Genomic DNA, 25,443 nt, shown 5'->3' with positions numbered 1-25,443 from the left:
GCTGCCTTTCCCTCATTCCCTACTCTTCCTCAAACGCCTTCCCCGTCTTCACAAACGAATCGATATCCCGGTCCAGATACACCCACCCCTTCCACGCAATGTGGATCGTATCCTTCAGGAAATACGGGTCATATTCGTGATCGGAGTAGTCTGTATACGCGAAGCCATTATCTACAATTTGCGCGGTGATCCGCTTGTAGTAGTCGTCTCTCCCCTTCTTCGGGAAGCCTGTGTAATCGTAGTACTCGCCGTTTACGGGCAGGATGACGAAGAGCGGTTCGGCTTTCGATTGTTTCAATACGTCCATGAGCAGTTGGAAGTCATCATACTCCTTGGATACCCCGTAGGAGTGATCCTTGTTCTTGCCTTTTTTGGCCGCGATCTCACGGGCTTGCTTTTTGTATACCTTGTCGTCGATGTTGAACCGGCTGTGTTGCGTGTGGCGCTCACCTGTACGGTCGGCCATCTTCATGAGGGATTCCCACGATTGACCTTCGACCTTGTTCGAGGCATTGCGCTGGGCCGATGAAATCGTGAACAAGGAATAGTACAGATCCTTTTTCTCCAGCACCTTGCCGTACAGGTTCGACGCGGCTGACAGCCCGCGGTATGTAGCGGTTTTATCATGAAGATATGCATCGTACAGTTCATACACGAGCGTATCGTTCTTCACCGTATTGTAGGACATCATCCGCTTCATCAGCTTCGTTTTCGTGTCTTCATCGATGATGGAATTGGACGGGAGGTCCATGGCCTGCAGGGCTGAATAGTTCGGGGCGAAGTGATTTTCATCGGTCCCGTTCTTCACGAACCATTGAGGCGAGACGATGATCACCATCTGCTTCTGTTGGAGCTGATTGGCGTGACTCGCCAGGTTGATGGCGTGGATGATGGAGGTGGTGCCCCCTTTTCCGACGAGGAACGGCTTGAAGCCGGCATCATTCACCTTGAAATAGTTCGAGGGGTGGTACCGGTCCCATCGCGAGAATTCGGAAGATCCATAGATCGGTAGATATGTAGGGTCCTCAAGCATCTCATCCTGCATGAAGGTCCCGGCAAACATGTTCGAGTTCAGGGAATTCGCTGCCTCATCGAGCCGGCCGCCTGGCATCAGCTTCACGAGCCACTTATTCGGGACCGATAGCATGCCGATGAACAGCACGAATGCGAGGATCATCGGGCCGAAGACGTGTCGCTTTTTCTTCATTTCAGATTCTTCAGCTGCTTGATGATCGCATTTGGCGTGTTCCATACGTCACGGTCAAACTCCGTGATCGGGACGAGGATCCCGAGCCTGTCTTCGAATTCGACGAGCATTTCCACGGTGCCGAATGAATCGAGCAGACCCTCTTCAAACAGGTCCATATCCGGGGTTTCTTTTACCGACTCCTCCTGGCAAACCTCTGCAAGTATGTCTAACACTTCTTGTTCAAAATTCATATTCGTATTTCCTCCTAGTGGAATGGTTGTCCTGAGAATAGATAGAATCCGAAGCAGATCACATGGAAGGTGATCACAATGGATACGACGGTCGTGAACCGGTTCGCCGGCCACTTCTTATGCTTCTTGTTCCATTTCTCGAAAAAGTTATAGCTGACCATGACGGCCGCATGATAGAGTCCGTAGACGATGTACTGGATCGCAAGGCCATGCCACACCCCCATGAGGGTGAACAGCAGGATGTAGCCGAGATTCGACAGCAGCATCTTGTTCTTGATCCAGCGCTTCTTCTTCATGAGGAACATGAAGCGCATGAACACATAATCCCTGAACCAGAAGGACAGGGTCATATGCCACCGGTTCCAGAAATCCTTGATGTTCCGGCTCAGGAACGGCTTGTTGAAGTTCTCCGGGGTCCGGATGCCCATCATGTAGCTGATCCCGACGGCAAACGCCGTATACCCGGCGAAATCGAAGAACAGGTACATGCTGTAGCCGTACATATAGAGCAGGTTATACAGGATCTTGTTCGACGTCATATACGGCAGATTCATGATGAAATAGGTATTGATCGCATATCCGATGATGAACTTATAGAGGAACCCAATGAAAATCTTATGTAATCCCGAGTACAGAAGGGATTGATAGTCCTTCGCATCCCATACAGTCCCCTCATCTTTCTCGAATCTCCGGTACCGGTCGATCGGTCCCGAGGAGAGCGATGGGTAGAACAGCATGAAATAGGCGATCCGGTAGACCGGCGGCTGCTCCTTGATCAGGCCGTCCCGGATTTCGATGACCACCTGGACGGCTTTGAACGTCAGGTAAGAGATCCCGAGGAATGTGGCCCAGTTATCGAAGGCTAGAAACGGAAGCACCTTGGATAGGATCAGGGGCAGGAGGGATAGCGCCACCATGAGATAGAAGACGCCTCCTGCATTCCGCTTCGAGCGGTACGCCATATACCCTTTGATCAAGAGCACCTGGAACACGGTGAAGGCGATCAAGGTCGCGAACCCTCTCGCCTCCCCCGAGAAGATCAGGGACAGGATGACCACCGAGATGATCAGGTTATAGACACGGAAGCTCTTCCCCCTGAGGCCGAGGATGATCGTCGGCAACAGCAGGATTCCGATGATGATGAAGAATAGAAACGAGCCATATACTGTCATGCAAGAACCTCATCCTTGATGCGCTTGCGGTCGAGTTTCCCATTCGTCGTGATCGGCAGGCTCCCTTTGTAGATGAACTTACGCGGGACCATATAAGAAGGCAGCGTCTTCTGTAGCTCCTTGCGGATGAACGACGTAAGGTGATGCTCCTTCTCGAATGGATGATCCCCCGGGATAATCGTGGCCACGAGATAATCGATCTTTTCCCCATTCTGGTGAGGGAGGACGACCGTCGATTGCACGTATGGACACTGATTGATCTGGAATTCGATTTCCTCAAGCTCCATGCGGTATCCGTGCAGCTTGATCTGGAAATCGAGACGTCCCTGGTAGAAGATGCAGCCTTCACGGGCATAACCGGCATCGCCTGTGCGATAAGCCCACGTTCCCTGATACGAAAAGAACGACTTCTCCGTCAGATGGGGCGCACCGAGGTATCCCTTGCTCACGCTCGGACCGGCGATGATGATTTCCCCTGCTCCCCCGTCCGCTACAGGCTCTCCTTGTTCATTCAGGATGAGGATTCGGGTATCGGATTTACTGTACCCGACCGGCAGCGATCCGTGATCAGCCAGAATACGGTCCGTGATCTCGACCGAGGTGACGGCGACCGTTGCTTCCGTCGGCCCATATGTATTAAAGATGACGGCCTTCGGGAAACGTGTGCGGAGCTCCTTCGCCACCGATACCGGCAGGGTTTCCCCGCAGAACTGGAAAAGCTCGACGTTTGGCATCTTCGCTTCATCGAACCCTGGGTCCATCAGGCACATCTGCATGAACGAAGGGGTCGAGGTCCACACCTGGACGCCGGATGCTTCAAGAGTTTCAAACATCACTTTCGGCTTGTCGACGCAAGATTTCGGGAGGGCAAATAGGGTCCCGCCCGTCACGAGCGCAGGATACAGGTCCATGACGGAGAGGTCGAAGGAGAACGGTGCCTGATTGAGGAAGACTTTGCGCTCCCCGATCGGGAAGTCACCCTTCAACCAGTCCACGAAGCTCTGCAGGTTGCCGCCCGTGATCTGGACCCCTTTTGGATTCCCTGTGCTCCCTGATGTGTAGATGATGTAATACACTTCATCGTCTTTGACCCACGTCCCGGGCGTCACGCTCGTCGCTTCGTTCCAATCGAACGCGTCCAATGCCAGTACGGGAACGGTGGCAAACGGGATGGGTTGATCCGACACGTTGATGATCAGTCCGGCGCCCGAGTTCTCGATGATGGACCGGACCCGCTCATCCGGGATGGAAGTGTCAATGGGAATGTACGGGAAACCTGCCTTGACGCTTCCCAGGAAGGCGACGGGCATACCCGGCTCCATATGTCCGTAGACGACGATCGGGGTCTGACGCGGAAGGATATAGGCGTCCAGTAGATAAGAAGCGAGTTGATCGGATCGTTCCCAAAGCTCCCCGTACGATAGTGCCTGCCCATTCGCTGTGAAGGCCTGCTGTTCCGGTGATTGTGTTGCATGCTCTTGAATGTCTAACAAAAAGTCCATAGTTCGATTCCCTTCTCCACGTTAAAAATCATTGTAAATATAGCTTCCGGTATTGGCACTGTGGAAGCTGTATAAAAAGAATAAGATTAGCAGGATCGCCAAGTAGAATGTCGTGTGCACGACCCATCTCACGGCGATCCGTTGGTAGAAACGGCTTAATTTATCCATGCTTGTCTCCTTCGAATTTGTATCCCGTCCGGATGACGGTGCGGATATAGTGGGATTCCGTCCCGAGCTTGCTCCTCAGCTTCCGGACGTGGGTGTCGACGACACGGCTGTCTCCGTCGAAGTCCATGCCCCACACCCGGTCGAGGATCGTATCCCTGGATAGCACAATGTTCTTGTTCTCGATGAGCAAGAGCAGGAGATCATATTCTTTCGGCGTGAGGTCCACTTCGGCCCCGTCCACTTCCAGACGGCGTGCCAGCGTATTCAGGAGTGCAGAACCGAATCCGATCATATGGCCGTTCGGCAGATAGCTTTCCTTCACCCGCTTCATGAGGGAATTCGCCCGTGCCACCAGTACCCGCGGACTGAAAGGCTTCGTCACGTACTCATCCGCCCCGAGCTCAAATCCGTGAATTTTGTCACTGTCGGCCCCCTTCGCGGTCAGCAGGATGATGGGGACACCCGACTTGAGGCGTACACGGCGGCACACCTCGAATCCATTCACCTTCGGCATCATCACGTCCAGGATGAGGAGGTCCGGAGAGATGGAATCCAGCATCTCCAGCGCCTCATCGCCATCCTCTGCTTCGTGGACCTCCCAGCCATCCTGGATGAAATAGTCCGAAATGATCTCTCTGATCCTCGCTTCATCTTCCACAAGCAAAACTGTTTTACCCATTTTCTTCGTTCCTCCAGCCTGATTCTTCGATTAGTGTAAAAGGGTCGTATGTCTTTTGTGTGTCCTTTTGCCTTTAATTTGTAAATAGTATAGTAAATTGGACTCCATCCTCGAGGTTCTCTACCCTGTACTCACAGTGGTGCATATCGAGGATCTGCTGTGCGATCGACAGCCCGAGTCCCGTCCCGCCCGTTTGGCGGCTGCGTGACAGCTCCCCACGGTAGAACCGCTTCCAGATATGATCGAGCGTGTCTTCAGGGATGTTGTCGCCCCTGTTCCGGAGGATGAAGGTCGTGTCGTGGTCATCGCTCTCTATATCAATGGAGATGGTGCTTCCCTTCTCCGCATGGCGGATGGAATTCACCAGGAAGTTCAGCATCACCTTCTCCATCCAGCCATAATCGGCCACGATCGGCAGCTCCTTGGTGGAGCCGATGACGACGTCGAGATCTTTTTCCTTCAGGGAATAGACCAATTTATTCGAAGCTTTATCGATCAGGTCACTCAATAGGAAGGAAGTCTTCCGCAGCTTGATGGTCCTTGCCTCCAATTTGGCCAGGTCGAGCATGTCCGTCAGCAGCCCCTCCATCTTCTCCGCCTCTTCGACGATGACCTCGAAATAATGATCCTGCTTGTTCGACCCTATGCCATCCTTCAGTCCCTCCGCAAAACTCTTGATGATGCTGAGGGGCGTCTTCAGCTCATGGGAGGCATTCGCGAAGAAGTCCTGTTGGACCTTCTCCATCTCATTCTTCTGCTCCATATCGGCAAGGAGCTGGACGTTCTTCTCCTCGAGCTCCTTCAACGCCTGATCGAGATTCCTCGCCATGAGCAGCATGCTGTTGGACAGATTCCCGATCTCATCTTTCTGACGGACGGGGGAATCGACAGTGAAATCCAGTTTGACCATCCGCTTCGCCATCTTGTCCAGCTTGATCAGGGGTTTGCTGACCAACCGCGAGAAGAAGAACGATAGAATGATAATGAGGAAGAGCCCGCCGATCCCCAGATACAAGTAGAAGAGCTGCAGGGCATTGTTCGTGTCCTGTACTTCCTGCAGGGACGTCACGGACACGAGGTATTCGGTCTCCCCTGCTTTCGTTTTCACCGGATCGATGATGACCATGTTATGCGTCCCGCTCCACGGCTCCGTCCAATCGATCTTCTGAAGCTTCATGTCCTTGACCTTCTTTTCCTGCGCCGGCTTCAAAGGGAATAATTCATTCAACGCATCGAATAGCAGACCCTGCTGGGTGTTCCACGCCTTCGACCGGGGCAGGACCCGTTCCACCACTTCCCCCGTCACCTTATCCGCATAGGAGGCATCCACGTCCTCCCCGATCGACGGGTAACCCTTTTGGGTAATCTGGAAGGGATACATCACCGTAGGAGCATCCTTTTGTTCCTGATCCAGTGCTCCCCACACCGTCAACGTGCTCCCTTTGTCGATTGCAGCCGCCTTCAATTCCTGCCCATATGTATTCATGAAGAACGACAGCGACACGACCACAAGCGTCCCGTCTTTTTGTTTCAGCGTGATATGATACGGGTCATTCAACGTCAAATCCCCATCCGTGTCCACGATGGTCAGCTGACTCTTATTCTCCGACATGAACTTCACGGCTTCCCGTGACGCCCTATGCGAGCCCCAATCCTCATTCACATAATGCTCCGAGAACCTCTCCAGTGCGGACTCCACACCCTTGATCTTGTACTTCTGATAAAAATCCTGAAAAAAGAGCATATGCGCCAAAATGATCATGCCGTAAAAGCACATGAACACGACAACCGTCAGTAGAAATAGTTTCAATGTAATTCCTTTACGCTTCATAAAACCTCCCGTGTAGCTGATGATGATGTTTTTGCAAGTATACGAGTCTCATATGTTCTTTGTGTGTAGGCTAGAATCGCCCGCAACCGAAATGCAGTTAATCTTACTACAATTGGGAGGGAGAATCCAGATGGTGTCATATACTTCCAATATGTAAAAATATAAATGATTTATAATAAATATTCAGAACTTTGCCACTTTAAAGTTGTAAATCAATCTCAGCCATTGTATGATGGAGGAGACAATTTGTCATTGACCCCCTTTTCACCCCTTTGTTTATGCAAAGGGGGCTTTTTGTGTTTCCACATTAAAAAAGGCCAACCGAATATATCGGTTAACCTGTCATTCTTCTTTATTCCCCGACCATTCCATCACCATCGCGGTCATCCATATATTCATAGAGCCATGAATCACTTGTGATCGGCATCTTGAATCCGGCCGCTTTTGCCTCTGCGATCGTCACCCTGCCGTTGTGATCCGTATCCACCTTACTGATATCGTGAGTAGTCTCCTGAGTTGCGGGAGCCTCCGGAGCCGCTTCAGGCTCGGCTTCTGCACGTGCATTTACGTCATCCGGGTTCACGTTATCGAAGTCATCCGTCACGGTCCGTCCCTTCATAATGTATGTATACGTGTAATGATCAGGAATTTGCGTTTCGGTATCAGGATAGCTGATTTTGGCGACAAAGTCCGTCACTCCTCCGGCATCTCGGATCACCTTTTCCATGTAGGCTTGATCTCCGTGACGATTGAGAGTGCTGTCCTGCGGGGTGATGTTATAGGCATTGGACACTCCGCCCAGTGAGTCGGCGATCACATGCCCCTGGTCGAGGTAGGAACGCTCCGTACCTGGAACATTGGCTTCATCGTAATAATACCTGCCCGACGACTTGACCGGCTCCGTTTTATCATCCTGAAGAATGATTTTCTTCGCCTCTACCCGAATCAGCTGACCGTACTCATTCGTGAACGCCCAGTATTCCCTGTCACCGAATCCGATATCCACACGGACATTGGGCTCACGATCACCGGACCGGTCCCCGCCATCCACTTCGATCAGTTTATAGTCGCTGTAGTCAATGTCCCCTTTGATGCTTGTAGCAGAAGCCGTGGTGGCAGGCTCGCTGGCACGTTTTTCTGGTTCATCCTTGGATTCCTTTGCTTCAGGCACTTCATTTTTAGCGTTGTCTTTTTTGCTTTCATCTGCTTTCTGTTCGCTTACTTGTTTCGTATCCTCTTTTGCTGACGATTGATCTTGCTCCGGTGCACAGGCCGCAAGCGTCATTATGACTAGTGAAATCAGTAAGCATGCTGCTTTCTTCATTTCCATTCCCCTTTTATACAATTCTCTCAAACGATACTAGAATACTACTTATTTACCGTTATTCGCCCTGCTGTTTGTGTCTAAACCTTGACGTTTTCCAACTTATGGTCCCTTTCCCCTTCTTTATATAGAAGTGCACGTGACAATGTGAAGGTATAAAAAAAGTCGATTTCCTGATGACAGGGAACCGACTTTTTCTGAAATTCGATCTTCTACAGCTCTTAAAACCCATTGAACCAATTACCAATATCTGTTATCATATCCCCTGAATCGAATAATCATAAAGGAGAGGATCGGCATGGGTGTTTTTGATATTATCTTATTATCTACAGTAAGCGCAGTAGCATTCATGGTTTCAGAAGTATCAACTATCAAAAAAGAAAATCAGCAGCTTAGGGAAGAGCTTGATGAACTGAAGAAAAGGATCTCGTAATCTGTTTCCATGAGTCTCATTCTATCCTCACTTTTCACAAAGAGAATCCTGCTTTCGCATCAAGTCATCCCTTCCCGGAGGTTTGGCAGCATGCGCCAACATTCCCGCAATGGTAACGGTCACCAACACCACAAATAGGGCATGGAGTAATCCGATCTTCTCACCGAGAAACCCCAAGAACGGTGGTCCGACCAGGAAGGCAAAATATCCCGCTGAGGCCACTGCACTGACCCTGACCGCCACTCCCCGCGGATCATCACCAGCAGCCGATAACCCTACCGGGAAGCCGAATGCAGCACCTAGTCCCCACATCACAATTCCGATCATGGCAATTGGTACATTTCCTCCGAAGATGACAATCAGTAAACCTGCAATGGCCAGCAAAGAAGACACTCTCAGAACGAATACCCTGCCCCAGCGATCCAATACGCGGCCTCCGACCATCCTCCCGATTGTCATCGCTCCTACGAATAGGCCAAACGCAAAGGAGCCCGTGGCAGGACTTACATCATAGCCATCCACCATAAGGATGGGGAGCCAGTCATTTGCCGAACCTTCTGCAAAAGCCATGCCAAGTACTATCAAACTGATCAGCAACGTCCTAGGTTCCTTCCAAATGGCCATTCTTTCCTTGAACCCCATCGGTACAGCGTTGGGTTGGCTACGATCCTCTTTCCCTGTACCAATTGGTACATACTTGGATAAACTACCCATCACCGCCACTGTGAGGAAAGCGATTCCTGGTAGATGCACTGGTACAGGAATGCTGCTTTTAATCGCTGCAGATCCAATGATGGCCCCAACCAACGTTCCGACACTAAATGCGGCATGAAACCCAGTCAGGAGAGACTTTTGGGTGGCTCCTTCGACCGCTGTCCCCTCAACGTTCATCGCCACATTACAGATCCCATTGCCAAATCCGAAGATCCCAAGTCCGAGGAAGACGAGGCTGCTTTGGGTGAGAACAGAAACACCCAGACTGACGGTCAGGAGCCCGATTGCACTGATGGCTACTCCTGTAACCATGGAGAACCGAGCCCCTTTCTTAGCAATAAGATGACTTGCACACGTCAAACCGATGATGGCCCCAACAGACATACCGAAAATAATCCATCCAAGTTCGGCCGTCGTTGCGCCGAGTGTATGCCGGATCTCAGGTGTCCTTGATACCCATGTGGCCATGGATAAACCAGGAAGGGCAAAAATAAAGTAGATCGACATCCTCCAGGCTTGAATTTGTTGTTTAGTCAGCGATTGGTTCACATTGCACCCCTTTCCTACCTTCTCGTTCGTAAAAGTGCCTAAGCCCCATCGTCAAGAGATCACTTGTAAAAAGGACAATAATGCCCAGCCAAACAAAAAGGAAATTAATCCTCCAAAAAGGATCAACCCTGCATACTTCAACATCTTCCTCTACCCCATTCCTAACTGTGTCTTGAAAGAGACTGCTTTCATAGCGTAATCTCCACGTGATTTCCTTCCGGGTCCAATACGACACTTTCATAGTAGCCATCTCCCGTGATCCGCGGCTCTCCGAAGATGGTATAGCCATCTTCCCTTAATCGTTCCGTCAATTCATCTACATCCTCCTTGGACCCCACCGATATCGCCATATGGGCCCATCCCAGCTGGAAAGGTTCTGCTTTTTTGTCGACTTGGTGCATCTTCATGATCTCGAATCTGGCTGCACCTGAAAACGTGAGGAAATACGATGAGAATCCTCTCATTTCATTGGTATATAAGTCATTGCAAGAAGCATGAAAATACTTCATGTAGAAGGCCTTTGTTTTTTCCAAATCATTTACCCAAAGGGCGATATGTTCGATTTTCACCTATGTCCACTCCATTCGATAGTAAATTTTTTTGTGCCTATCCGTTAGCTTCCAATGCACGGATAGGGGTGAAACCGACACTTTTTAAACTCTTTTAATAAGTTGGTGCTACTATATCACAAACGTACTTTCCCTATCTAGTCTTATTTTTGAAAAAAAATGGGTTTGCCATAGCATTCTCAGCCTGTTATAGTATGAATGACTACTTTTTAAACGATTTTAATAAGTTGATATAGAAAGGACTGGGTTCAGATGAAAAGCAGATCTGAAGACTATCTCTATCGCATTCGTCAGTTCTTCTTAGTACATGATTCTGCCACTACTGCCGAGATTAGCAAGCATCTGACCATCAGCTTCCCCACTGCTACCAAGTTACTTGAAAACATGGAAAAACAGGGAGAAGTATCACTAGGTGGGTTAGATGAGTCCAACGGCGGGCGGAGGGCAAAGCGCTACCGATACAATCCCCACTTCAAGCAGGGGCTCTCCGTCTATGTGGAAAAAGACGAATTAGGATTTATAGTATTCAATAGTTTCGGCGAGGTGTTGGAGGAAGGCATGGTTGCTGATTCACTGGGCAAGGGGAATGTGACCCCTTTGCTTCAATTGGTTTCCGGGCTGTTGGATCGATTTCCCAGGATTTCGGCTGTCTCGCTCGGAGTCCCAGCTTCAGTCAACGGGCAAGGAGACATCCTCTATGCTCCTCATTATGAAGACCTGCATGGGCTTAATTTAAAAGCACTAATAGAGGAGAAGTTCGGAACTCCTACTACGGTTGAAAATGACATGAACGCCGCCGTTTTGGGCTATAGCTACAACGATTCCTACGTTGAACCAAGCTCGTCCACCTTCATCTATCTCTATTTTGGCCATAACGGTCCAGGGGCGGGTCTCCTTGTGAATGGAGAGTTGGTTCGTGGAAAATCCCATTTCACAGGGGAGATTTCCTTTGTACCACAGGTTCACGGGAAGAGCTTTGGGCAATCCCTCTCCCAGGAACAAATTTCACCCGGATCATTACAAGGTCATGGAGCGGATGCGGTCGGACAACTGATCGCTACCTTCACCGCCATCATCAACCCCCATTCCGTAATTTTCTCTGATCAGGAGATTGGTGGTTCTGACATCACGACCATCTTACAAAGAAGCCGTACGTTTATTCCAGAAAGCCATCTCCCTGAGCTGGTAATCAGTAATTGGTCCAAGGATTATTTGAGGGGGCTTCAGCGGTTGTGCATAGAACTTCTTCTGGATCAGACTTCCCTTACGTGATGAACGGAACGTCCTTTTTGTAAGCCATTAAACAGGAGGAATATGAGCATGAAGACTGAAAAAGAAAAAATGCTTGCCGGGCATTTATATGATCCCGGTGATACCGTTTTGGTACAGGAACGCCAAGATGCCAGGAGATTATTAGATGATATCAGTCAGCCTCCTACAGCTGACCCCAGAAGAGTGGACTTGTTAAAAGAACTGTTCGGCTCCACTGGTGAACAGTTTCATGTTGAGAAAGAATTTCAATGTGACTACGGTTCTAATATTCATGTAGGTGAAAACTTCTTTGCAAACTTCAACTGTATTATGTTAGATGTCTGTGAAATTAAGATCGGTCACAATTGCTTCTTGGCACCTGGTGTTCATATCTATACCGCCACCCACCCCTTAAATTATAAAGAGAGGGTTTCTGGCTTAGAATACGGAAAACCCGTAACCATCGGGGATAACGTGTGGATCGGCGGTGGAGCGATTATCAACCCAGGTGTGACGATTGGGAATAATAGTGTCATTGCCTCTGGTACCGTTGTGACAAAGGATGTTCCCGACCATGTCTTGGTTGCCGGGAATCCCGGTCGCATCATCAAAACCATTTAAAGAAGGAAAAGAAGGTGAAATAATTGCGCGTGCAGAAAGTAAATATCTGTTTGATAAGAGGACTTTCCGCCACCAATACCTCCTATTTCGTTCAAAGAGCACGGTCCTTCTCTTCACACGTTACCCTGTACAAGGAAGGGTGCTGCGCCAATGGAAAAGACCTGATGGAAGTCCTGGACCTGGATGTTCGTTTTGGGAATCATGTCACGGTGATGACTGAAGGAGAAGATGAAAGTCACGCGATTGTAGCATTGGTAGCCCTCCTCTCAGGGAGTTAGGATCTATGAACCTATTCATGACAACAAAAAGAAGCATCTTTCATCTGAGTATGAAAGATGCTTCTTTTTAAAATAATTTCTGCGTATGATAGGTGAAAAAATACCAAATGTCCTTTTCACTCAAAGATCAGCTTCCCCCACATATCTTCTCATAAAGATACCTCGCATCCTCCCCCACACCCTGCAGCAAGGCGGATCCCCTCCTATGCTGCCAAGGCAGTCCGATGAAGTAGAGGCCCTTCTCGGGCGAAACGCCTCTGTGGTGGAGAGGCTTTCCTTCTGGGTCCAGTACACCAGCAACGGATATCCAGTCAAAATTCTGTCTGAATCCTGTCGCCCAAACAATATTTGAAATATCCATCGTGGTGCCATCCACAAAAGTCACCCGTTCTTCCTCCATACTCTTGAATCGAGGCTTGACGACGACTCTCCCTTTCCTGATCAATTCCTTCAGTTCCTTTCCGAAGATTGGATCAGGTTGTTTCCGGAGATACCGCCCTGGACCGGAAGATGACGTGACGCTCAACACGCCCAGACGCTTGAACCACCAGAAGATGCTCTTCCCCGCTAATCGCTGAGGCAGGAACTTCATCTTTGATCCGACAGACAGATAGACGGTTCGCGTTTCGGCCAGTTCCACGGCGATTTGCGCACCTGAATTGCCGCCTCCCACCACGAGCACCGACCCGGGAACGAGTTGATCAGCTTGCCTGTAGCTGGAGGAATGCAGCTGATGGATGGTTCCAGACCTTGCTTCCGCCGGGAGTGCAGGGGTCTGAAATGGTCCTGTCGCCACCACTACCTGCTTCGCGAGCAGGATTCCCTGATCAGTCGACATCTTGAACACTCCGGTCTCCTTCTCCAGCTTCACCACCGTCGTTTTCAGCTTCAGGGGAAGATCGAACCTCTTCGCATACTCCTCCAGATAAGAGGCCACCTCATCCTTCCCTGGGTAAACATCCTCCTCCCCACTAAGAGGAAGACCTGGCAGGGAAGACATCGACCGTGGGGTAAAGAGCTTCAGCGAATTATATCTCTTTTTCCAGCTCTCCCCCACAGAGCTTGCTTGATCCAGAATCAGAAAGGATCCACCCGATTTCTTTAAGTAATGACCCATGGCCATGCCCGCTTGCCCACCACCGATGATGATTGTCTCGTACATCTTTATCCTCCTAATCTTATTATATGATTATATATTCATATAATAAGATATATAAGTGAAATTGTATATATTTATTCCATAAATATGCAAGGAAATCCCGTAACAAAATAAAAACCCAACTCCATACAACGGGGTTGGGCCTCATTCCTGAATTGGTTCTGATTTTAATACGACCTCTCTCAAGTCAGGGCATATTCTATTGCCAGATCTTGCTCTATAGAGATCGATTTGACGTGTGCATCTTATTTTCGTTCAAGAATGTTGTCCATCTTGATGGAAAACTCCTCAAAATGAATTTCTCCATTGGCAAATTTCGTGCTAAGAACAAAGATTTCCTCATTTTTCGTCCTTGCACGATTCGTTGTTCGTTCAATCCATCCGTCTTCTTGATCCACTTTGTCTACCACATTCGTTCGGTTCAAGAATGCTTCATAGTACCTCAATCCGAATTGCCTTTGGGAGATGGCATCCATATGAATGCCGTCGGGATTAGCCGTCATTCCCTTTGAGGTTACTAGATACGTATGTTCTTCGGAATGGGCAACGTCAGCTAGCACCTCGTTCACTTGCTTATACTCCACCGCACTCTTTCCGAATCCCGATTCCCCAAGGTACTCTCCCAATTCTCCCATGATAGTGGGGATATCCGGAGCATTCAATTCCTCTCTCAAGTGATTGAATAACGTGCAGACTTTCTCCTTATACGTTTCATAGCGCCCCCCGTAGCTGTCGCTTTCTCCCTGATGCCATAGGATACCGACAAGTTCACTCGTTTCCATGGCAAATCTCACTTCGGAAATGGCATGTCTGGTCAGGATCCCATCAGACGACCACTCATCTATCGAACTTCCTCCCTCGGCGCAGGGGATCAAACCGATGGACTCACCCGGGTGCTCCTCTGTCCAAGCTTGAGCGAATGACGCTGCCGGGCCCACACCAGCTACGTGGCGATCTACATTCAAGGGCTCAGCCATCATCTGCCACCTACCATTTCGCAGCATGTTGATATGCTCATTGTAGATCGGAGGCACGTCCTCTATGAATCCTCTTCCTGCCATATTCGATTGGCCGATTAATAGTACGGATTTCATCTAATGACCTCTTTCTTCGTTTATTAACATGGTATTTTTGATGTTACTTCAAAGCCTCCAGGGTGACTTCGGCTACCTCGGCAATCAGCGCATCGTCATAGTCTGCATCCTCTGTATCGTGGCGGGTCATGATTGCCATAATGATCGGCTCCCGATCTGGCGCCCAGACCACGGCGATATCATTTCTTGTCCCATATCTTCCGGCCCCGCTCTTATCAGCGACCGTCCAGCCATCAGGTGCGCCGGCACGGATCAGCGTGTCTCCCGTCGCATTGCCTTTCATCCAATCTATCAGAATTTCACGCTTATCGTCCGGAAGCAAACCGCCCACTGCAAATCCTTGAAGACTCGTGGCAAGGGCCGCCGGAGTGCTGGTGTCACGGGTATTTCCCGGGGTGAATTCATTCAAAGCCGTCTCGTATCGATCGGATTGTGTCACGTCATCGCCGATCTCCCTTAGAGATTGCTGGAATTGTTCAGGGCCTCCCAGTTCCTCAAAAAGTAAGTTGCCGGCCGTGTTGTCACTGGTCCGGACCGCCGCCTCGCTTAGTTCCGCCAGGGTCATGCCGGTCTCAACATGTTTTTCCGTTATGGGAGAGTACGAAACCAGGTCATCCTCGGTGTACGTGATGACCTCCTCTAGTTCATCCATGGAATTCTGTTTCAACACAAGTGCAGCCGCCAGCGCCTTGTAGGTGGAAGTGAAGGCAAAACGCTCCTCCGATCGATAGTCGATGGTCCGGTCCGACCCCGTATCGATGGCATAGATACCTACGCGAGCGTCATATTTATCCTCGATATTGGCAAAAGTCTCATCGGAAACTGTGCTCTTCTTCTTTTCAGGTGAAGATTCCGCTGATTTCTCCGGCTTCATGCAGGCAGACAGAACCAGCAGAGCAACCAACGACATGATCACTATCATCATTTTCTTCTTCACAGTCATCACCTCTTTCCTTCTATAGTACATAGACTTGAGACGGGGTGGCTATCCATAATCAGACCTGCTACCAATGGTTTAGGTGCCTATGATTCCCCCGTTCAGTTCTTGCGAAGGGGCTTGGAGATTTAATCTGACATAAGAACCATGTATTGAAAATAGTGTTTACTTAGCGTGTGCGGGAAAAGTGTGGAGCTAGTGAGCATATCGGAGCAATTGGATATGAGGACAGCGATTGGAAAAGCCATGTTCGGCATGATTGGGATCATGGCAGAATTAGAACGAAACATGATCCGTGAGCGAACTGCTGCAGGATTGTCCGCAGCTCGTGCGAGGGGAAGGCGCGGGGAAGGCCTAAAATGAATCCGTAAAAGATTCGGTATGCCTTATCCCTATATGACGCACGAGAAATGACGATTTCGGAGATCACCGCGGAAACCGGTGTGAGCAAATCTCTATTATACAAAGAGCTAAATAAACGCAACTTGCTGGAGCCTACCGAATAATCGGTAGGCTGTTTTTCACCTTTCTTCTTTAATATATCCTTTTTAATGAGGGGGTCACACAATCCAGGCCACACCTATACACGCTCTCTAAGAATACAGATTCCTTAGGCATGAGGTCATCTATTTGCTACAGGTCTTCACTCGCAATTTGAATGTTGGTTGCTCCCAAGTTCTTCTCCCGATACAAGAAACGTTTAGTTCCTTGATTAGGTATAGAGCCATTGGCCATGGTCCAAGCTATAGTTTGTGGGGCGGGGAGCAGACTTTCTTATTTGCAATTTGGTGTAATTTATCGACTAACTCTACATTCCTATAACTAGACGTGATGTTGTAGACAATTGATGAAGATATTTGTTGGATAGTCATTTACCATTATGGGCAAGTATTTCATTGTAATATTTACAATCACTTCAATACATCTATTTCACCACTGAAGACATAGAACTATTAGTTGTAAGTTGTACTGTACAAAAGGGCATGCCTTTTTGTACAGCTTAATCTTGACACAAATGATATATAATAAAAAATGGTGATGAATATGAGAAAACCTAAAAAAATTAATAAATTTCAATTTGATGTATCTTTATTTTCTAAAACTCCTATCGTTTTCTGGGTTAGCTTGGTATACGTATCGACTCTCATTTTGCAGTCTTTGAATCAACCGATGGTTACGAAAAGCATAATCTTTACTGGACTCATGGGACTCCATGTCCTTTTATACTGGTTTTCTACTAACTTTCCCAAGAACCGTTACTGGCATTACTTTTTTGTACAAGGGGCCTTGATATTTGTATCGGCGTTCCTTATTCCAAAAGGGTCTCCTGTCATATTAATTGGACTATTACCCATTCTTATCGCCCAAGGCATTACTATACTAAAGAGCTACACTAAGGTGGGCTTAATGTTTGGGCTACTATATGGATTGTTCTGTGTAGCAATTGGGATTAATTACGGATTGGATGATCTTCCATTATTAATTCCAGTACTGTTCATCATTCTGTCAATCATCATTTTTTATACAGTACTTTATAATCGTCAAGTTAATGAACGACAAAGGATGGGGTACTTTCTCCGAGAACTTGAGCAGGCTCACCAGAAGGTTGAGGAACTAACCCTATCCAATGAAAGGCAAAGAATGGCAAGAGATCTTCACGACACGCTTGCTCAAGGGCTGGCCGGCTTGATTATGCAACTTGAAGCTGTAGATGCTTATTTACAAAAAGGGAATGAGCATCGAGCACATGAAATCATCGGACGCTCGATGCAGCAGGCAAGAACAACTTTAAGCGAAGCGCGAACGGCCATCGACGATCTCCGAAGTACAACACTTCCAGACTTTAATTTCACTAGTGCTGTTAACAAGCGAATCGACGAATTCACTTCAAATCATTCTGTTGATGTATCAAAAGATATCGAGTCCATTTCCAAGATATCAGGGCTCGCGAGCGAACACACCCTAAAAATCCTTGGGGAAGCATTGGCAAATGTAGAAAAGCATGCTCATGCCAAGCATCTGTCAATTAAAATCCACCAACACCACAATCAATTGCATTTGATCATTGAGGACGATGGAGTTGGGTTCTCCACCAAACAAATTGAAAAAAGCAACGGAAAATATGGTCTCCTAGGGATGAGGGAGCGTGTGCGTCTACTAGGGGGCAAAATAAAAATTAACAGTACTCCAGGAAACGGGACAAAATTGATGATCATTGTTCCTATGTGAAGCAACTAATAAAAGGAGAGCATACTTATGGTGCACGATGTACTAATCGTAGACGACCACTTTGTTGTCAGAGAAGGACTGAAGCTAATACTAGAAACGAATGACTCCTTCCGTATAGCAGGTGAAGCAGAGAATGGTGAAGTCGCACTTCAATTAATAGAAGAGCGGAAACCCGATGTAATTCTGATGGATTTAAATATGCCAATCTTAAGTGGATTGGAGACTATCAAGGAGCTAAATCGCAGAAAGATTTCCATTCCAATCATCATCCTGACGACGTATAACGAAGATGACTTGATGATGCAGGGTATTGAATTGGGGGCAAAAGGCTATCTGCTAAAGGATACTAATCGAGAAGATTTATTCCGTACGATCGACACTGCTATAAGAGGAGAAACCATCATTAGCGCCACCCTCATGAAAAAATTGTTTTCTACTAAGCAGCCACCCTCTCAACAGTCAAAAACAATCTTGACAGACAAAGAAAAAAGCATTCTCCAAGCTGCAGCTAAAGGAAATCGTAATAAGGATATCGCCATGCATATGGGTATTGCTGAACGAACGGTGAAAGCCCATCTTACGAACATCTATAATAAGCTTGGAGTCAATTCCAGAACAGAAGCCGTCGCTGTCGGAATTGAGCTGGAGATCATACACTTCTGATACTGACTGCCCTTTCGTACATCGGATACCTGCCCCGATGTACGATTTTTTTTTTGCCGACTTTCATTACACTTGTTCTTGTGCAATTTACAAGTAATGCACATGAACATGAAAGGTGGTTACATACATTGGCAAAGTACCTATATAAACTAGGCCATTGGGCTGTTAGCAACAAGAAGAAAGTGATTGGGGGATCGCTCGGTATCCTGATTGTAGCAGCGATACTAGCCTTAAGTATCGGCCCTTCATTCGAGGATAATATGGAAATACCTGGTACACAGTCATCGGAAGCCGGTAAAATCATTGAGAAAGCCTTCCCTGATTCTGAACAAACAGGTGGTCAAGTCCAACTTGTAATGAAGGCACCCAAAAATAAAACGCTAGAATCAAGTGATGTAAACCAGATTATTCAGAAGACACTAAAGGACATCCAAAAGGACAAAGCTGTTGAATCCACGGCCACCCCTTCAGATCTCGGAACCATTAGTCAGGATAAAAAAATTGGCTATGCTGTCATCACATACAAGGTTCCTTCAGAAAAGGTAACGGAAGCGTCTAAGGAAAAAGTCGAGAATCAAATCAAAAAGATTGAAAAATCAGGTATAACCGCAGGAATCGCTGGTGATGTAGCATTCTCAGAAATAGAAATCGGTGGAATTACTGAAGCCATAGGAATCATTGCTGCTTTCTTGGTGCTAGCTTTGACCTTCACGTCCTTCCTAATTGCGGGAATGCCAATTCTCACAGCCATCATCGGCCTCGGAATTGGACTGATGGCGATCATGATCGGGACAAATGTTGCGGATATTACCTCGTTCTCTCTATCTCTTTCTGCCATGCTTGGGCTAGCAGTAGGAATTGATTATGCCCTATTCATTTTTTCTCGATTTAGGCAGGAACTAAAAAAGGGTCACCCTACGGAAGAAGCCATTGCCATAGCAACAGGAACGGCAGGAAGTGCAGTCGTATTCGCAGGAATTACTGTCATCATCGCTCTTCTTGGATTAGCCGTTGCAAGAATTCCGTTTTTAACGATGATGGGTGTTTCAGCTTCCCTATGTGTCTTCATCGCCATTCTGGTTGCTATTGTTCTTGTTCCGGCCATCCTTGGAGTAATGAAACACCATGCTGGTCCGGATAGACAGAACCCCCTTCTTGCCAAGATCATGCGAACCAATTATAAAGAAGAAAGTAAACAGCCAAACAAGTGGGGACGTTTCATCACAAATCGTCCGCTTCCAGTCGCCCTATGTGGAATAGTGCTTTTATCCGTCATTACTATCCCTTTTTTCCAAATGGAATTGGGATTACCTGATAACGGAACAAAATCTCCTGATAGCACAGAACGAATTGCGTATGACTTATTAAGTGACGGGTTCGGTGAAGGAGTTCATGCCAACCTTGTGATTGCCGCTGAGTTGGATACCCCAGAAAATTCAGAGGCTGAACTTGAGGAAGTATTGGATAAACTACGTCAATTACCACAAGTTCAGAGTGTAAATCCACCGATACCTAGTACCAATCCCAACATTTATATGATTTCAATGACACCGAAAACAGGACCGAATGATGTGGAGACCAAAGAACTTGTCCACGACATCAGGAAATTATCCAATAGAATTGAAGATAAGAATCACCTAAAACTCATGGTGACAGGCACTACAGCCGTTAATATCGATATCTCTGAAAAGCTGAATGATGCGCTTCCATTATTCGCTACTCTAATTGTCGGATTTGCATTCCTACTTCTTGTTATGGTATTCCGTTCACTATTGGTTCCTTTAAAAGCAGTGCTTGGCTTTTTATTATCCCTGGGTGCCACATTAGGATTTGTTGTTTTCGTCATCCAGGATGGCCATATGGCAGGATTCTTCGGATTCCATTCATCGGGTCCCGTACTGGCCTTTCTGCCTGTCATCGTCATAGGAATATTATTCGGACTCGCCATGGACTATGAAGTATTCCTTGTGAGCCGAATGCGAGAAGAATATACACACTCTGGTAATGCAAAAAATGCCATCCTTGTTGGTATGAAGGATAGCGGAGGTGTAGTAACAGCCGCAGGACTCATAATGATGGCCGTATTCTTAGGCTTCATGTTTGCACCAGATCCCATTATTAAATCCATGGGCTTTGCCCTCACTTTCGGGGTTCTATTTGATGCATTCATTGTCAGAATGACCATCGTACCAGCAGTGATGAGCCTCATGGGGAACGCAGCATGGTATCTACCAAAGTGGTTGGATAAAATCCTTCCAAATATTGATGTGGAAGGGGAAGCAATTATTAGGCATAAAGTTGATAATGAATAGGTTCCTAAATTTAAAGTAGGAGAATATGTTTTTGGATCCTACAAAAAAATTTTAGAAATCTTACCATTCAATAATCATTAATCAGTCAGCCTGTTGTACCTCGCTCCCTGCGAGGTACTTTTAATTTTGGAGGCTAAATTGGTTTAATTCAGTAAAAATTATAACTTAACAAGGCGAAAACTTTTCAATTCATTAGAACTGTTAGTAAAAATCATATTCATTTCCCAATTTCAAAGTTAGGTTTTATGTGTGAATTTGTATATACTCCGAGACGAAATAATCTATTGAATATGAAAGGATGCTCCCTAATATATACCTAGTTTATACATACCAAGAAAGCCCTATTCCTTGTGGAGACACCTCACACTTATTTGTTATCCACACTAGGTATCTTAAAATAAAACCAGAACCTCATATCACGAAGTCTGGTTTTTCACCTCATTTCAAGTGGTTTCTCCAATCCGCTCCAACCATTCTTCCACTAAAGTATTAAAAATCCCCGGATGCTCAATCTGCAAGTTATGCCCTGCCTGGTCCACTACGGCAAATGTACCACGTGGATACTTGTCTTCTAATGCAAGTGCATCCCGATACCCCACCGTCGCGTCTTGTTTCCCGAGGAGGAACAAGCTTGGCTTGGCAAAGACCGACTGACCAATCTCAAATGAAAAACCATAATTCTCCTGGACCATATCCAAAAAGGCATGATCCGCCATCTTAATTCCACCTATGATCTCGCTGTTGTATCTCTCCCACGTCGACTTATTCAGCACCACATTGTTGCTCCTGAAGTCTTCAAGTTCATTCTGGCTCAGTGTGCTGATGAAATTCTCATTGATTTTCAAAACCTCGTGCTCCGGCACGTTCCGATCCTGATGATGGGGCTTGATCACTGGACAGATGAATGCTGCACCAAGGATGTTATGTTCATCCTTATGGATCAGGCCGTTGGTCAAATAACCACCGTACGATTCGCCAGCAATGACATACTTCTGATCAGGAATCACGGTCTGAATGAAGTCCTGGACCGCTTCCAACATATCATCGGAACAAGCAATCTCATCATAGTTCCTCGTCTTGCCCATTCCTGGAAGGTCAAGATAGATCCGCCTCCAGCCGTTCTTTCCCTCAAATACCGGCTCCATGCACCCTTTCATCAACCGATGATCGGGTGAATAGCCGTGGATCATGATGATGGGGGTACCTTCTCCTATTTCTTCATAATAGATGTCTGCTTTGCGGACTTTACAATAAGGCATGTGATCGTCTCCTTTTATATGTCTATCAATCTGTTATCACCTATTATATCGTGTGTAGGCACAAAACGATGAAGAGGGAAACCTTTAAGACATCAGGTCAGCAGGGATCTCCCTCCCCAATTCACGCATCGTGTAAAAGTGAACAGACAAGCTTTCTACCTCTACATCTTCCACTCTTTCTAGTTGATCATCCTTTATGGGCAGAAACGCGATGCCTTTTTCCTCTGAGATGAATTCCTGAATCAGTGAGAAAGAATCCAACGGTTGAAGTTGCTCCTTGTGGATATGATTCTCTTCCATAAAGTCGATCGTACGCTTCCTGAAGGGACACTGTCGGTCCTGACTGACAAAGAAATATTCTTTCGAAAAATCCATGACCGTCTTACCCTTCGCTTTCTGTAATCCCATTGAAATCGTATGGCTCCCCACTTGTTGGAAATCTGAATCGGCATACGTTCCATATGTGATGACCATGTCCACCTTTTGATTCCTTAATAAAGAATGCAGCTGGCTGCTGTTCTCGATCGTCAATTCGTACTTCATGAACGTCCCGCTTATCCGTTTGCTGACATAGTTGGACAGAATCGATGGCGATGTGGCGATCCGGTAAGGAAGGGCGTGGGTCCTCTTGATTTCATGTTTCGCTTCGTCCACCAGGTTTAAGATCCTGTTGGCATAGTCGACGAGTACATCTCCTGATGGAAGGGTGGTGACGCCCTTATTCGATCGATGGAGTAACGGTGTGTCCAGTTCTTGTTCCAATCGCTTGATCCGTTCTGTAAGATGAGGTTGCACATACCCCAAGATGTTTGCGGCCTTACTGATCGACCCTTCTGTCACGACTGTTTTGAATATGATAAGGTCATTGATTTCCATATCGTTCAGCTCTTTTCCTGCTATCAGATTTCATGATGACCGGCATCATCTATACCTATTTTACACCTAATCTCTTCAGGATTATCATGAATCTATACCATTGAAAGAGAGTGATGAACATGATTGGCATGCAATACAAAGTCATCCTGCCGAAGGATTATGATATGGGGATAATAAGAAACAGGGTCCAAGAGAACGGGGGGAAGACGGATGGTTTCAACGGACTCGACTTCAAAGCCTATTTAATCACAGAGGCAGGGAAGAACGGTCAAACCTATAATTCTTACGCACCATTCTATATGTGGAACAACCACGAAGGAATGAATACCTTCCTATTCCATGGTTTTTACGACAATATCCTGGACTCTTTCGGCTGGCAGCAGATTCAGATCGGTGTCCCGTTGACCCTTTACCTAGACCCGAACTTTTCCAAAAGTCAGTACGTTGTAGAGTACGCTGGACGTATTGCCGAGAACTCGTCATTAGCGGACCACTCCCTTCTTGAGGCCGTCAACGTGGAAGGATCCAAAGAATGCTTGGGAAATGTACTGGTTTATAATCCGGATAAATGGGGCTACAGTCATTTTCGTTTTTATGAAGAGAAACCGGATGTTGCGACGTCAGAGCACCTGACCGTGTATGAGATTTTACATATTTCGAGATAAGCTCTTCTAAAAAGAGAGGCACCCTCTTGGAGGATGCCTCTTCAATCTTTTTCTATTGTTTCAATTCTTTTTCCTCCAACGGAACCTTCTTCCCGATCCCGAACGCAAAGTAACTGATGGTCACCAGCGCGAGAAACACGATCCCCACGATGAGCGACATGCGCGTATCGTCATTGAACCACATGCCGACGAGGACTGCGACCAGGAAGGCAAGGGTCAGATAGTTCGTGACCGGTGCGAACGGCATTTTGAATGGATGATCGTCGAGTTCGGCACCCTTTATCTTCCGGAACCGGATCTGACTGATCAGGATGACGAACCACGGGACCATTCCCGGGAGGACGCTTGAACTGTATACGTACACGAACAGGTTCTCCGGTGCGATGTAGCTCAGGATGACGCCGATGCCGAGTCCGATCATGACGCCGATCGTCCCGAGGAGCGGTACCCCATTACGGGACAGCTTCGTGAAGGATTTCGGTGCTTGTCCATTCACCCCGAGGGTGTAGAGCATGCGCCCTGCGCTGTAGATCCCGCTGTTGCAGCCGGACATGGCCGCGGTGATGACGACGAAGTTGATGACACCGGCCGCTGCTGTGATTCCGACTTTGGCAAATGTCGCGACGAACGGGCTTCCGATCGAGTTCAACTCATTCCACGGATACACAGTGACGATGACGAAGATCGCCCCGATATAGAAGATCAGGATCCGCCAGATGATGCTCTGGATCGCTTTCGTGAGCGTGTTTTTCGGATCGCGTGCCTCACCGGCCGTGATCCCGATCAATTCCACCCCTTGGTAGGCCGCCACCACAAGGGAGAGGGCGAAGAAGAAGCCAGACCATCCGCCGGCAAAGAAGCCGCCGTTCGCCCACAGGTTCGAGAGCCCGATGGCGTCTCCCCCATTACCGAGTCCGAAGAAGATCAGCCCGATCCCCGCGAAAATCATCAGGACGATGGTGATAATTTTTATAAGTGCAAACCAAAATTCAAACTCCCCGAAGGATTTCACGGAAATCAGATTCGCTGCGCCCAGGATGACCATGGCGATGATCCCCGGTATCCATGCCGGCAGATCAGGGAACCAGTACTGCATGTACGCCCCTACTGCGACAATTTCGGCCATCCCGACGATGACCCACTGGAACCAGTTGCTCCACGCCGTCATGTACCCGGCAAGTGGATGGATATATTTGTGCCCGAAGGTTGCGAATGAACCGGTGCTCGGCTCGACATACAGCATTTCCCCCATGGCACGCATGATGAAGAAGATGAAAATCCCGGCAATCGCATACGCCAGCAGGACAGACGGACCCGTCCACTGGATCGTGCTTGCCGATCCCATAAATAATCCGACGCCAATCGTACCGCCTAGAGCAATCATCTGAATGTGACGTGCTTCCAGGCCTCGATGCAATTCTTTGTTAGCCATGCTGTTCCCCTCTTTTACGATTATTCGCTCTGATGTGGTAGAACGTGAAGCTTAATTGTTTTTCATTATAATATGTTTCCTATGTGAAAACAATTGTGTTTTCAGGAGAAACATTCATTCATGAGGACTATTGACAAATGAATGTTTGTGGAAATATTAGGGTTCCTTATTTTAGTATAATTTTTGTCTAGATCCATGTTCACATGATTGGAATGGAGTGCTCAGTTAGTATCCGCCTTTCTCCATACAACCATTCCCCACACTACGTCTTAAGGCTTACTCGAAA

The 25,443-nt window shown here is 47.5% G+C and carries 25 protein-coding genes; 9 read left to right on the top strand and 16 right to left on the bottom strand.

What is annotated here, in order from left to right:
• Positions 1-19 precede the first annotated feature (19 nt).
• The 8 genes from dltD to K6T23_RS04410 all read right to left on the bottom strand — a co-directional run bounded on the left by dltD (position 20) and on the right by K6T23_RS04410 (position 8,116).
• Positions 20-1,207, bottom strand: a complete 1,188-nt coding sequence (dltD, locus tag K6T23_RS04445; RefSeq protein WP_238283687.1) for a D-alanyl-lipoteichoic acid biosynthesis protein DltD — start codon at positions 1,205-1,207, stop codon at positions 20-22.
• Positions 1,204-1,440 (bottom strand): D-alanine--poly(phosphoribitol) ligase subunit 2, encoded by a 237-nt coding sequence (dltC, locus tag K6T23_RS04440; protein WP_053428508.1) that lies wholly within the window; start codon positions 1,438-1,440, stop codon positions 1,204-1,206. The genes dltD and dltC overlap by 4 nt, the downstream gene beginning before the upstream one ends.
• 14 nt (positions 1,441-1,454) lie before the next feature.
• Positions 1,455-2,612 (bottom strand): D-alanyl-lipoteichoic acid biosynthesis protein DltB, encoded by a 1,158-nt coding sequence (gene dltB, locus K6T23_RS04435; RefSeq protein WP_238283686.1) that lies wholly within the window; start codon positions 2,610-2,612, stop codon positions 1,455-1,457.
• Complete coding sequence (dltA, locus tag K6T23_RS04430) at positions 2,609-4,114, bottom strand: D-alanine--poly(phosphoribitol) ligase subunit DltA (RefSeq protein ID WP_238283685.1); 1,506 nt, start codon at positions 4,112-4,114, stop codon at positions 2,609-2,611. Before dltA ends, dltB begins: the two co-directional genes overlap by 4 nt.
• Before the next feature lie 21 nt (positions 4,115-4,135).
• A complete protein-coding gene (locus K6T23_RS04425) occupies positions 4,136-4,282 on the bottom strand; it encodes a teichoic acid D-Ala incorporation-associated protein DltX (RefSeq protein ID WP_048013815.1) in 147 nt (48 codons plus the stop codon).
• Positions 4,275-4,961, bottom strand: coding sequence for a response regulator transcription factor (locus K6T23_RS04420; protein WP_238283684.1), 687 nt, complete (start codon positions 4,959-4,961; stop codon positions 4,275-4,277). The genes K6T23_RS04425 and K6T23_RS04420 overlap by 8 nt, the downstream gene beginning before the upstream one ends.
• 73 nt (positions 4,962-5,034) lie before the next feature.
• Positions 5,035-6,792, bottom strand: coding sequence for a sensor histidine kinase (locus K6T23_RS04415; RefSeq protein WP_238283683.1), 1,758 nt, complete (start codon positions 6,790-6,792; stop codon positions 5,035-5,037).
• Positions 6,793-7,144: 352 nt separating this feature from the next.
• Complete coding sequence (locus K6T23_RS04410; RefSeq protein WP_238283682.1) at positions 7,145-8,116, bottom strand: DNA/RNA non-specific endonuclease; 972 nt, start codon at positions 8,114-8,116, stop codon at positions 7,145-7,147.
• Positions 8,117-8,414: 298 nt separating this feature from the next.
• Between K6T23_RS04410 and K6T23_RS22160 the strand changes: the two genes are divergently transcribed.
• Complete coding sequence (locus K6T23_RS22160) at positions 8,415-8,549, top strand: hypothetical protein (RefSeq protein WP_258523323.1); 135 nt, start codon at positions 8,415-8,417, stop codon at positions 8,547-8,549.
• A gap of 27 nt (positions 8,550-8,576) precedes the next feature.
• On the opposite strand, the gene K6T23_RS04405 is transcribed toward K6T23_RS22160, so the two are convergent.
• Positions 8,577-9,812 carry an MFS transporter gene (locus tag K6T23_RS04405; RefSeq protein WP_238283681.1) on the bottom strand — a complete coding sequence of 412 codons (1,236 nt, stop codon included), beginning with the start codon at positions 9,810-9,812 and terminating at the stop codon, positions 8,577-8,579.
• Positions 9,813-10,000: 188 nt separating this feature from the next.
• The gene (locus K6T23_RS04400) at positions 10,001-10,381 is read right to left on the bottom strand and encodes a VOC family protein (RefSeq protein ID WP_053428523.1); all 381 of its coding nucleotides are present in this window, start codon (positions 10,379-10,381) and stop codon (positions 10,001-10,003) included.
• A 252-nt stretch (positions 10,382-10,633) separates the two neighbouring features.
• On the opposite strand from K6T23_RS04400, the gene K6T23_RS04395 reads away from it, so the two are divergent.
• Genes K6T23_RS04395 through K6T23_RS04385 form a run of 3 tightly spaced genes read left to right on the top strand, consistent with a single transcriptional unit; the run spans position 10,634 to position 12,531 of the window.
• Positions 10,634-11,653, top strand: a complete 1,020-nt coding sequence (locus K6T23_RS04395) for an ROK family transcriptional regulator (RefSeq protein ID WP_053428524.1) — start codon at positions 10,634-10,636, stop codon at positions 11,651-11,653.
• 48 nt (positions 11,654-11,701) lie between these two features.
• A complete protein-coding gene (locus tag K6T23_RS04390) occupies positions 11,702-12,253 on the top strand; it encodes a sugar O-acetyltransferase (RefSeq protein WP_053428525.1) in 552 nt (183 codons plus the stop codon).
• Between the two features lie 29 nt (positions 12,254-12,282).
• Positions 12,283-12,531: an HPr family phosphocarrier protein gene (locus K6T23_RS04385; protein WP_160316540.1), complete on the top strand. Its 249-nt coding sequence runs from the start codon at positions 12,283-12,285 to the stop codon at positions 12,529-12,531.
• Positions 12,532-12,658: 127 nt separating this feature from the next.
• Here the strand turns inward: K6T23_RS04385 and K6T23_RS04380 are convergent, their stop codons facing one another.
• The 3 genes from K6T23_RS04380 to bla all read right to left on the bottom strand — a co-directional run bounded on the left by K6T23_RS04380 (position 12,659) and on the right by bla (position 15,709).
• A complete protein-coding gene (locus tag K6T23_RS04380) occupies positions 12,659-13,693 on the bottom strand; it encodes a flavin-containing monooxygenase (RefSeq protein WP_053428527.1) in 1,035 nt (344 codons plus the stop codon).
• A 242-nt stretch (positions 13,694-13,935) separates the two neighbouring features.
• Positions 13,936-14,784, bottom strand: coding sequence for a sialate O-acetylesterase (locus tag K6T23_RS04375; protein WP_238283680.1), 849 nt, complete (start codon positions 14,782-14,784; stop codon positions 13,936-13,938).
• Between the two features lie 43 nt (positions 14,785-14,827).
• A complete protein-coding gene (bla, locus tag K6T23_RS04370; RefSeq protein ID WP_238283679.1) occupies positions 14,828-15,709 on the bottom strand; it encodes a class A beta-lactamase in 882 nt (293 codons plus the stop codon).
• A gap of 234 nt (positions 15,710-15,943) precedes the next feature.
• Between bla and K6T23_RS04365 the strand changes: the two genes are divergently transcribed.
• The 4 genes from K6T23_RS04365 to K6T23_RS04350 all read left to right on the top strand — a co-directional run bounded on the left by K6T23_RS04365 (position 15,944) and on the right by K6T23_RS04350 (position 20,925).
• Positions 15,944-16,084 (top strand): recombinase family protein, encoded by a 141-nt coding sequence (locus K6T23_RS04365; protein ID WP_238283678.1) that lies wholly within the window; start codon positions 15,944-15,946, stop codon positions 16,082-16,084.
• Positions 16,085-16,765: 681 nt separating this feature from the next.
• On the top strand, positions 16,766-17,950 hold the full coding sequence (locus K6T23_RS04360) for a sensor histidine kinase (protein WP_238283677.1): 1,185 nt from the start codon (positions 16,766-16,768) through the stop codon (positions 17,948-17,950).
• A 27-nt stretch (positions 17,951-17,977) separates the two neighbouring features.
• The gene (locus K6T23_RS04355) at positions 17,978-18,613 is read left to right on the top strand and encodes a response regulator (protein ID WP_238283676.1); all 636 of its coding nucleotides are present in this window, start codon (positions 17,978-17,980) and stop codon (positions 18,611-18,613) included.
• Between the two features lie 128 nt (positions 18,614-18,741).
• Positions 18,742-20,925 (top strand): MMPL family transporter, encoded by a 2,184-nt coding sequence (locus tag K6T23_RS04350; protein ID WP_238283675.1) that lies wholly within the window; start codon positions 18,742-18,744, stop codon positions 20,923-20,925.
• Positions 20,926-21,368: 443 nt separating this feature from the next.
• Here the strand turns inward: K6T23_RS04350 and K6T23_RS04345 are convergent, their stop codons facing one another.
• Positions 21,369-22,184, bottom strand: a complete 816-nt coding sequence (locus K6T23_RS04345; RefSeq protein WP_238283674.1) for an alpha/beta fold hydrolase — start codon at positions 22,182-22,184, stop codon at positions 21,369-21,371.
• An 84-nt stretch (positions 22,185-22,268) separates the two neighbouring features.
• Complete coding sequence (locus K6T23_RS04340; RefSeq protein ID WP_238283673.1) at positions 22,269-23,060, bottom strand: LysR family transcriptional regulator; 792 nt, start codon at positions 23,058-23,060, stop codon at positions 22,269-22,271.
• A gap of 119 nt (positions 23,061-23,179) precedes the next feature.
• On the opposite strand from K6T23_RS04340, the gene K6T23_RS04335 reads away from it, so the two are divergent.
• The gene (locus tag K6T23_RS04335) at positions 23,180-23,725 is read left to right on the top strand and encodes a DUF4865 family protein (protein ID WP_238283672.1); all 546 of its coding nucleotides are present in this window, start codon (positions 23,180-23,182) and stop codon (positions 23,723-23,725) included.
• A 52-nt stretch (positions 23,726-23,777) separates the two neighbouring features.
• On the opposite strand, the gene K6T23_RS04330 is transcribed toward K6T23_RS04335, so the two are convergent.
• Positions 23,778-25,157, bottom strand: coding sequence for an amino acid permease (locus tag K6T23_RS04330; RefSeq protein ID WP_238283671.1), 1,380 nt, complete (start codon positions 25,155-25,157; stop codon positions 23,778-23,780).
• Positions 25,158-25,443 lie beyond the last annotated feature (286 nt).

It is taken from the genome of Rossellomorea marisflavi (assembly GCF_022170785.1).
Classification (GTDB): Bacteria; Bacillota; Bacilli; order Bacillales; family Bacillaceae_B; genus Rossellomorea; species Rossellomorea marisflavi_B.
The sequence above is the reverse complement of the archived record's forward strand: the minus strand, read 5'-3'. Positions and strand labels throughout refer to the sequence as shown.

Bases quoted from the DNA above. Each gene is read 5' to 3' on its own strand.
- K6T23_RS04355 (WP_238283676.1), top strand. From the start codon at position 17,978: ATGGTGCACGATGTACTAATCGTAGACGACCACTTTGTTGTCAGAGAA.
- K6T23_RS04380 (WP_053428527.1), bottom strand. From the start codon at position 13,693: ATGTACGAGACAATCATCATCGGTGGTGGGCAAGCGGGCATGGCCATG.
- K6T23_RS04425 (WP_048013815.1), bottom strand. From the start codon at position 4,282: ATGGATAAATTAAGCCGTTTCTACCAACGGATCGCCGTGAGATGGGTC.
- K6T23_RS04395 (WP_053428524.1), top strand. From the start codon at position 10,634: ATGAAAAGCAGATCTGAAGACTATCTCTATCGCATTCGTCAGTTCTTC.
- dltA (WP_238283685.1), bottom strand. From the start codon at position 4,114: ATGGACTTTTTGTTAGACATTCAAGAGCATGCAACACAATCACCGGAA.
- K6T23_RS04415 (WP_238283683.1), bottom strand. From the start codon at position 6,792: ATGAAGCGTAAAGGAATTACATTGAAACTATTTCTACTGACGGTTGTC.
- K6T23_RS04330 (WP_238283671.1), bottom strand. From the start codon at position 25,157: ATGGCTAACAAAGAATTGCATCGAGGCCTGGAAGCACGTCACATTCAG.
- K6T23_RS04420 (WP_238283684.1), bottom strand. From the start codon at position 4,961: ATGGGTAAAACAGTTTTGCTTGTGGAAGATGAAGCGAGGATCAGAGAG.
- dltC (WP_053428508.1), bottom strand. From the start codon at position 1,440: ATGAATTTTGAACAAGAAGTGTTAGACATACTTGCAGAGGTTTGCCAG.
- K6T23_RS04390 (WP_053428525.1), top strand. From the start codon at position 11,702: ATGAAGACTGAAAAAGAAAAAATGCTTGCCGGGCATTTATATGATCCC.
- K6T23_RS22160 (WP_258523323.1), top strand. From the start codon at position 8,415: ATGGGTGTTTTTGATATTATCTTATTATCTACAGTAAGCGCAGTAGCA.
- dltB (WP_238283686.1), bottom strand. From the start codon at position 2,612: ATGACAGTATATGGCTCGTTTCTATTCTTCATCATCATCGGAATCCTG.
- K6T23_RS04345 (WP_238283674.1), bottom strand. From the start codon at position 22,184: ATGCCTTATTGTAAAGTCCGCAAAGCAGACATCTATTATGAAGAAATA.
- K6T23_RS04365 (WP_238283678.1), top strand. From the start codon at position 15,944: ATGAGGACAGCGATTGGAAAAGCCATGTTCGGCATGATTGGGATCATG.
- K6T23_RS04375 (WP_238283680.1), bottom strand. From the start codon at position 14,784: ATGAAATCCGTACTATTAATCGGCCAATCGAATATGGCAGGAAGAGGA.
- bla (WP_238283679.1), bottom strand. From the start codon at position 15,709: ATGATGATAGTGATCATGTCGTTGGTTGCTCTGCTGGTTCTGTCTGCC.
- K6T23_RS04360 (WP_238283677.1), top strand. From the start codon at position 16,766: ATGAGAAAACCTAAAAAAATTAATAAATTTCAATTTGATGTATCTTTA.
- K6T23_RS04340 (WP_238283673.1), bottom strand. From the start codon at position 23,060: ATGGAAATCAATGACCTTATCATATTCAAAACAGTCGTGACAGAAGGG.
- K6T23_RS04335 (WP_238283672.1), top strand. From the start codon at position 23,180: ATGATTGGCATGCAATACAAAGTCATCCTGCCGAAGGATTATGATATG.
- dltD (WP_238283687.1), bottom strand. From the start codon at position 1,207: ATGAAGAAAAAGCGACACGTCTTCGGCCCGATGATCCTCGCATTCGTG.
- K6T23_RS04410 (WP_238283682.1), bottom strand. From the start codon at position 8,116: ATGAAGAAAGCAGCATGCTTACTGATTTCACTAGTCATAATGACGCTT.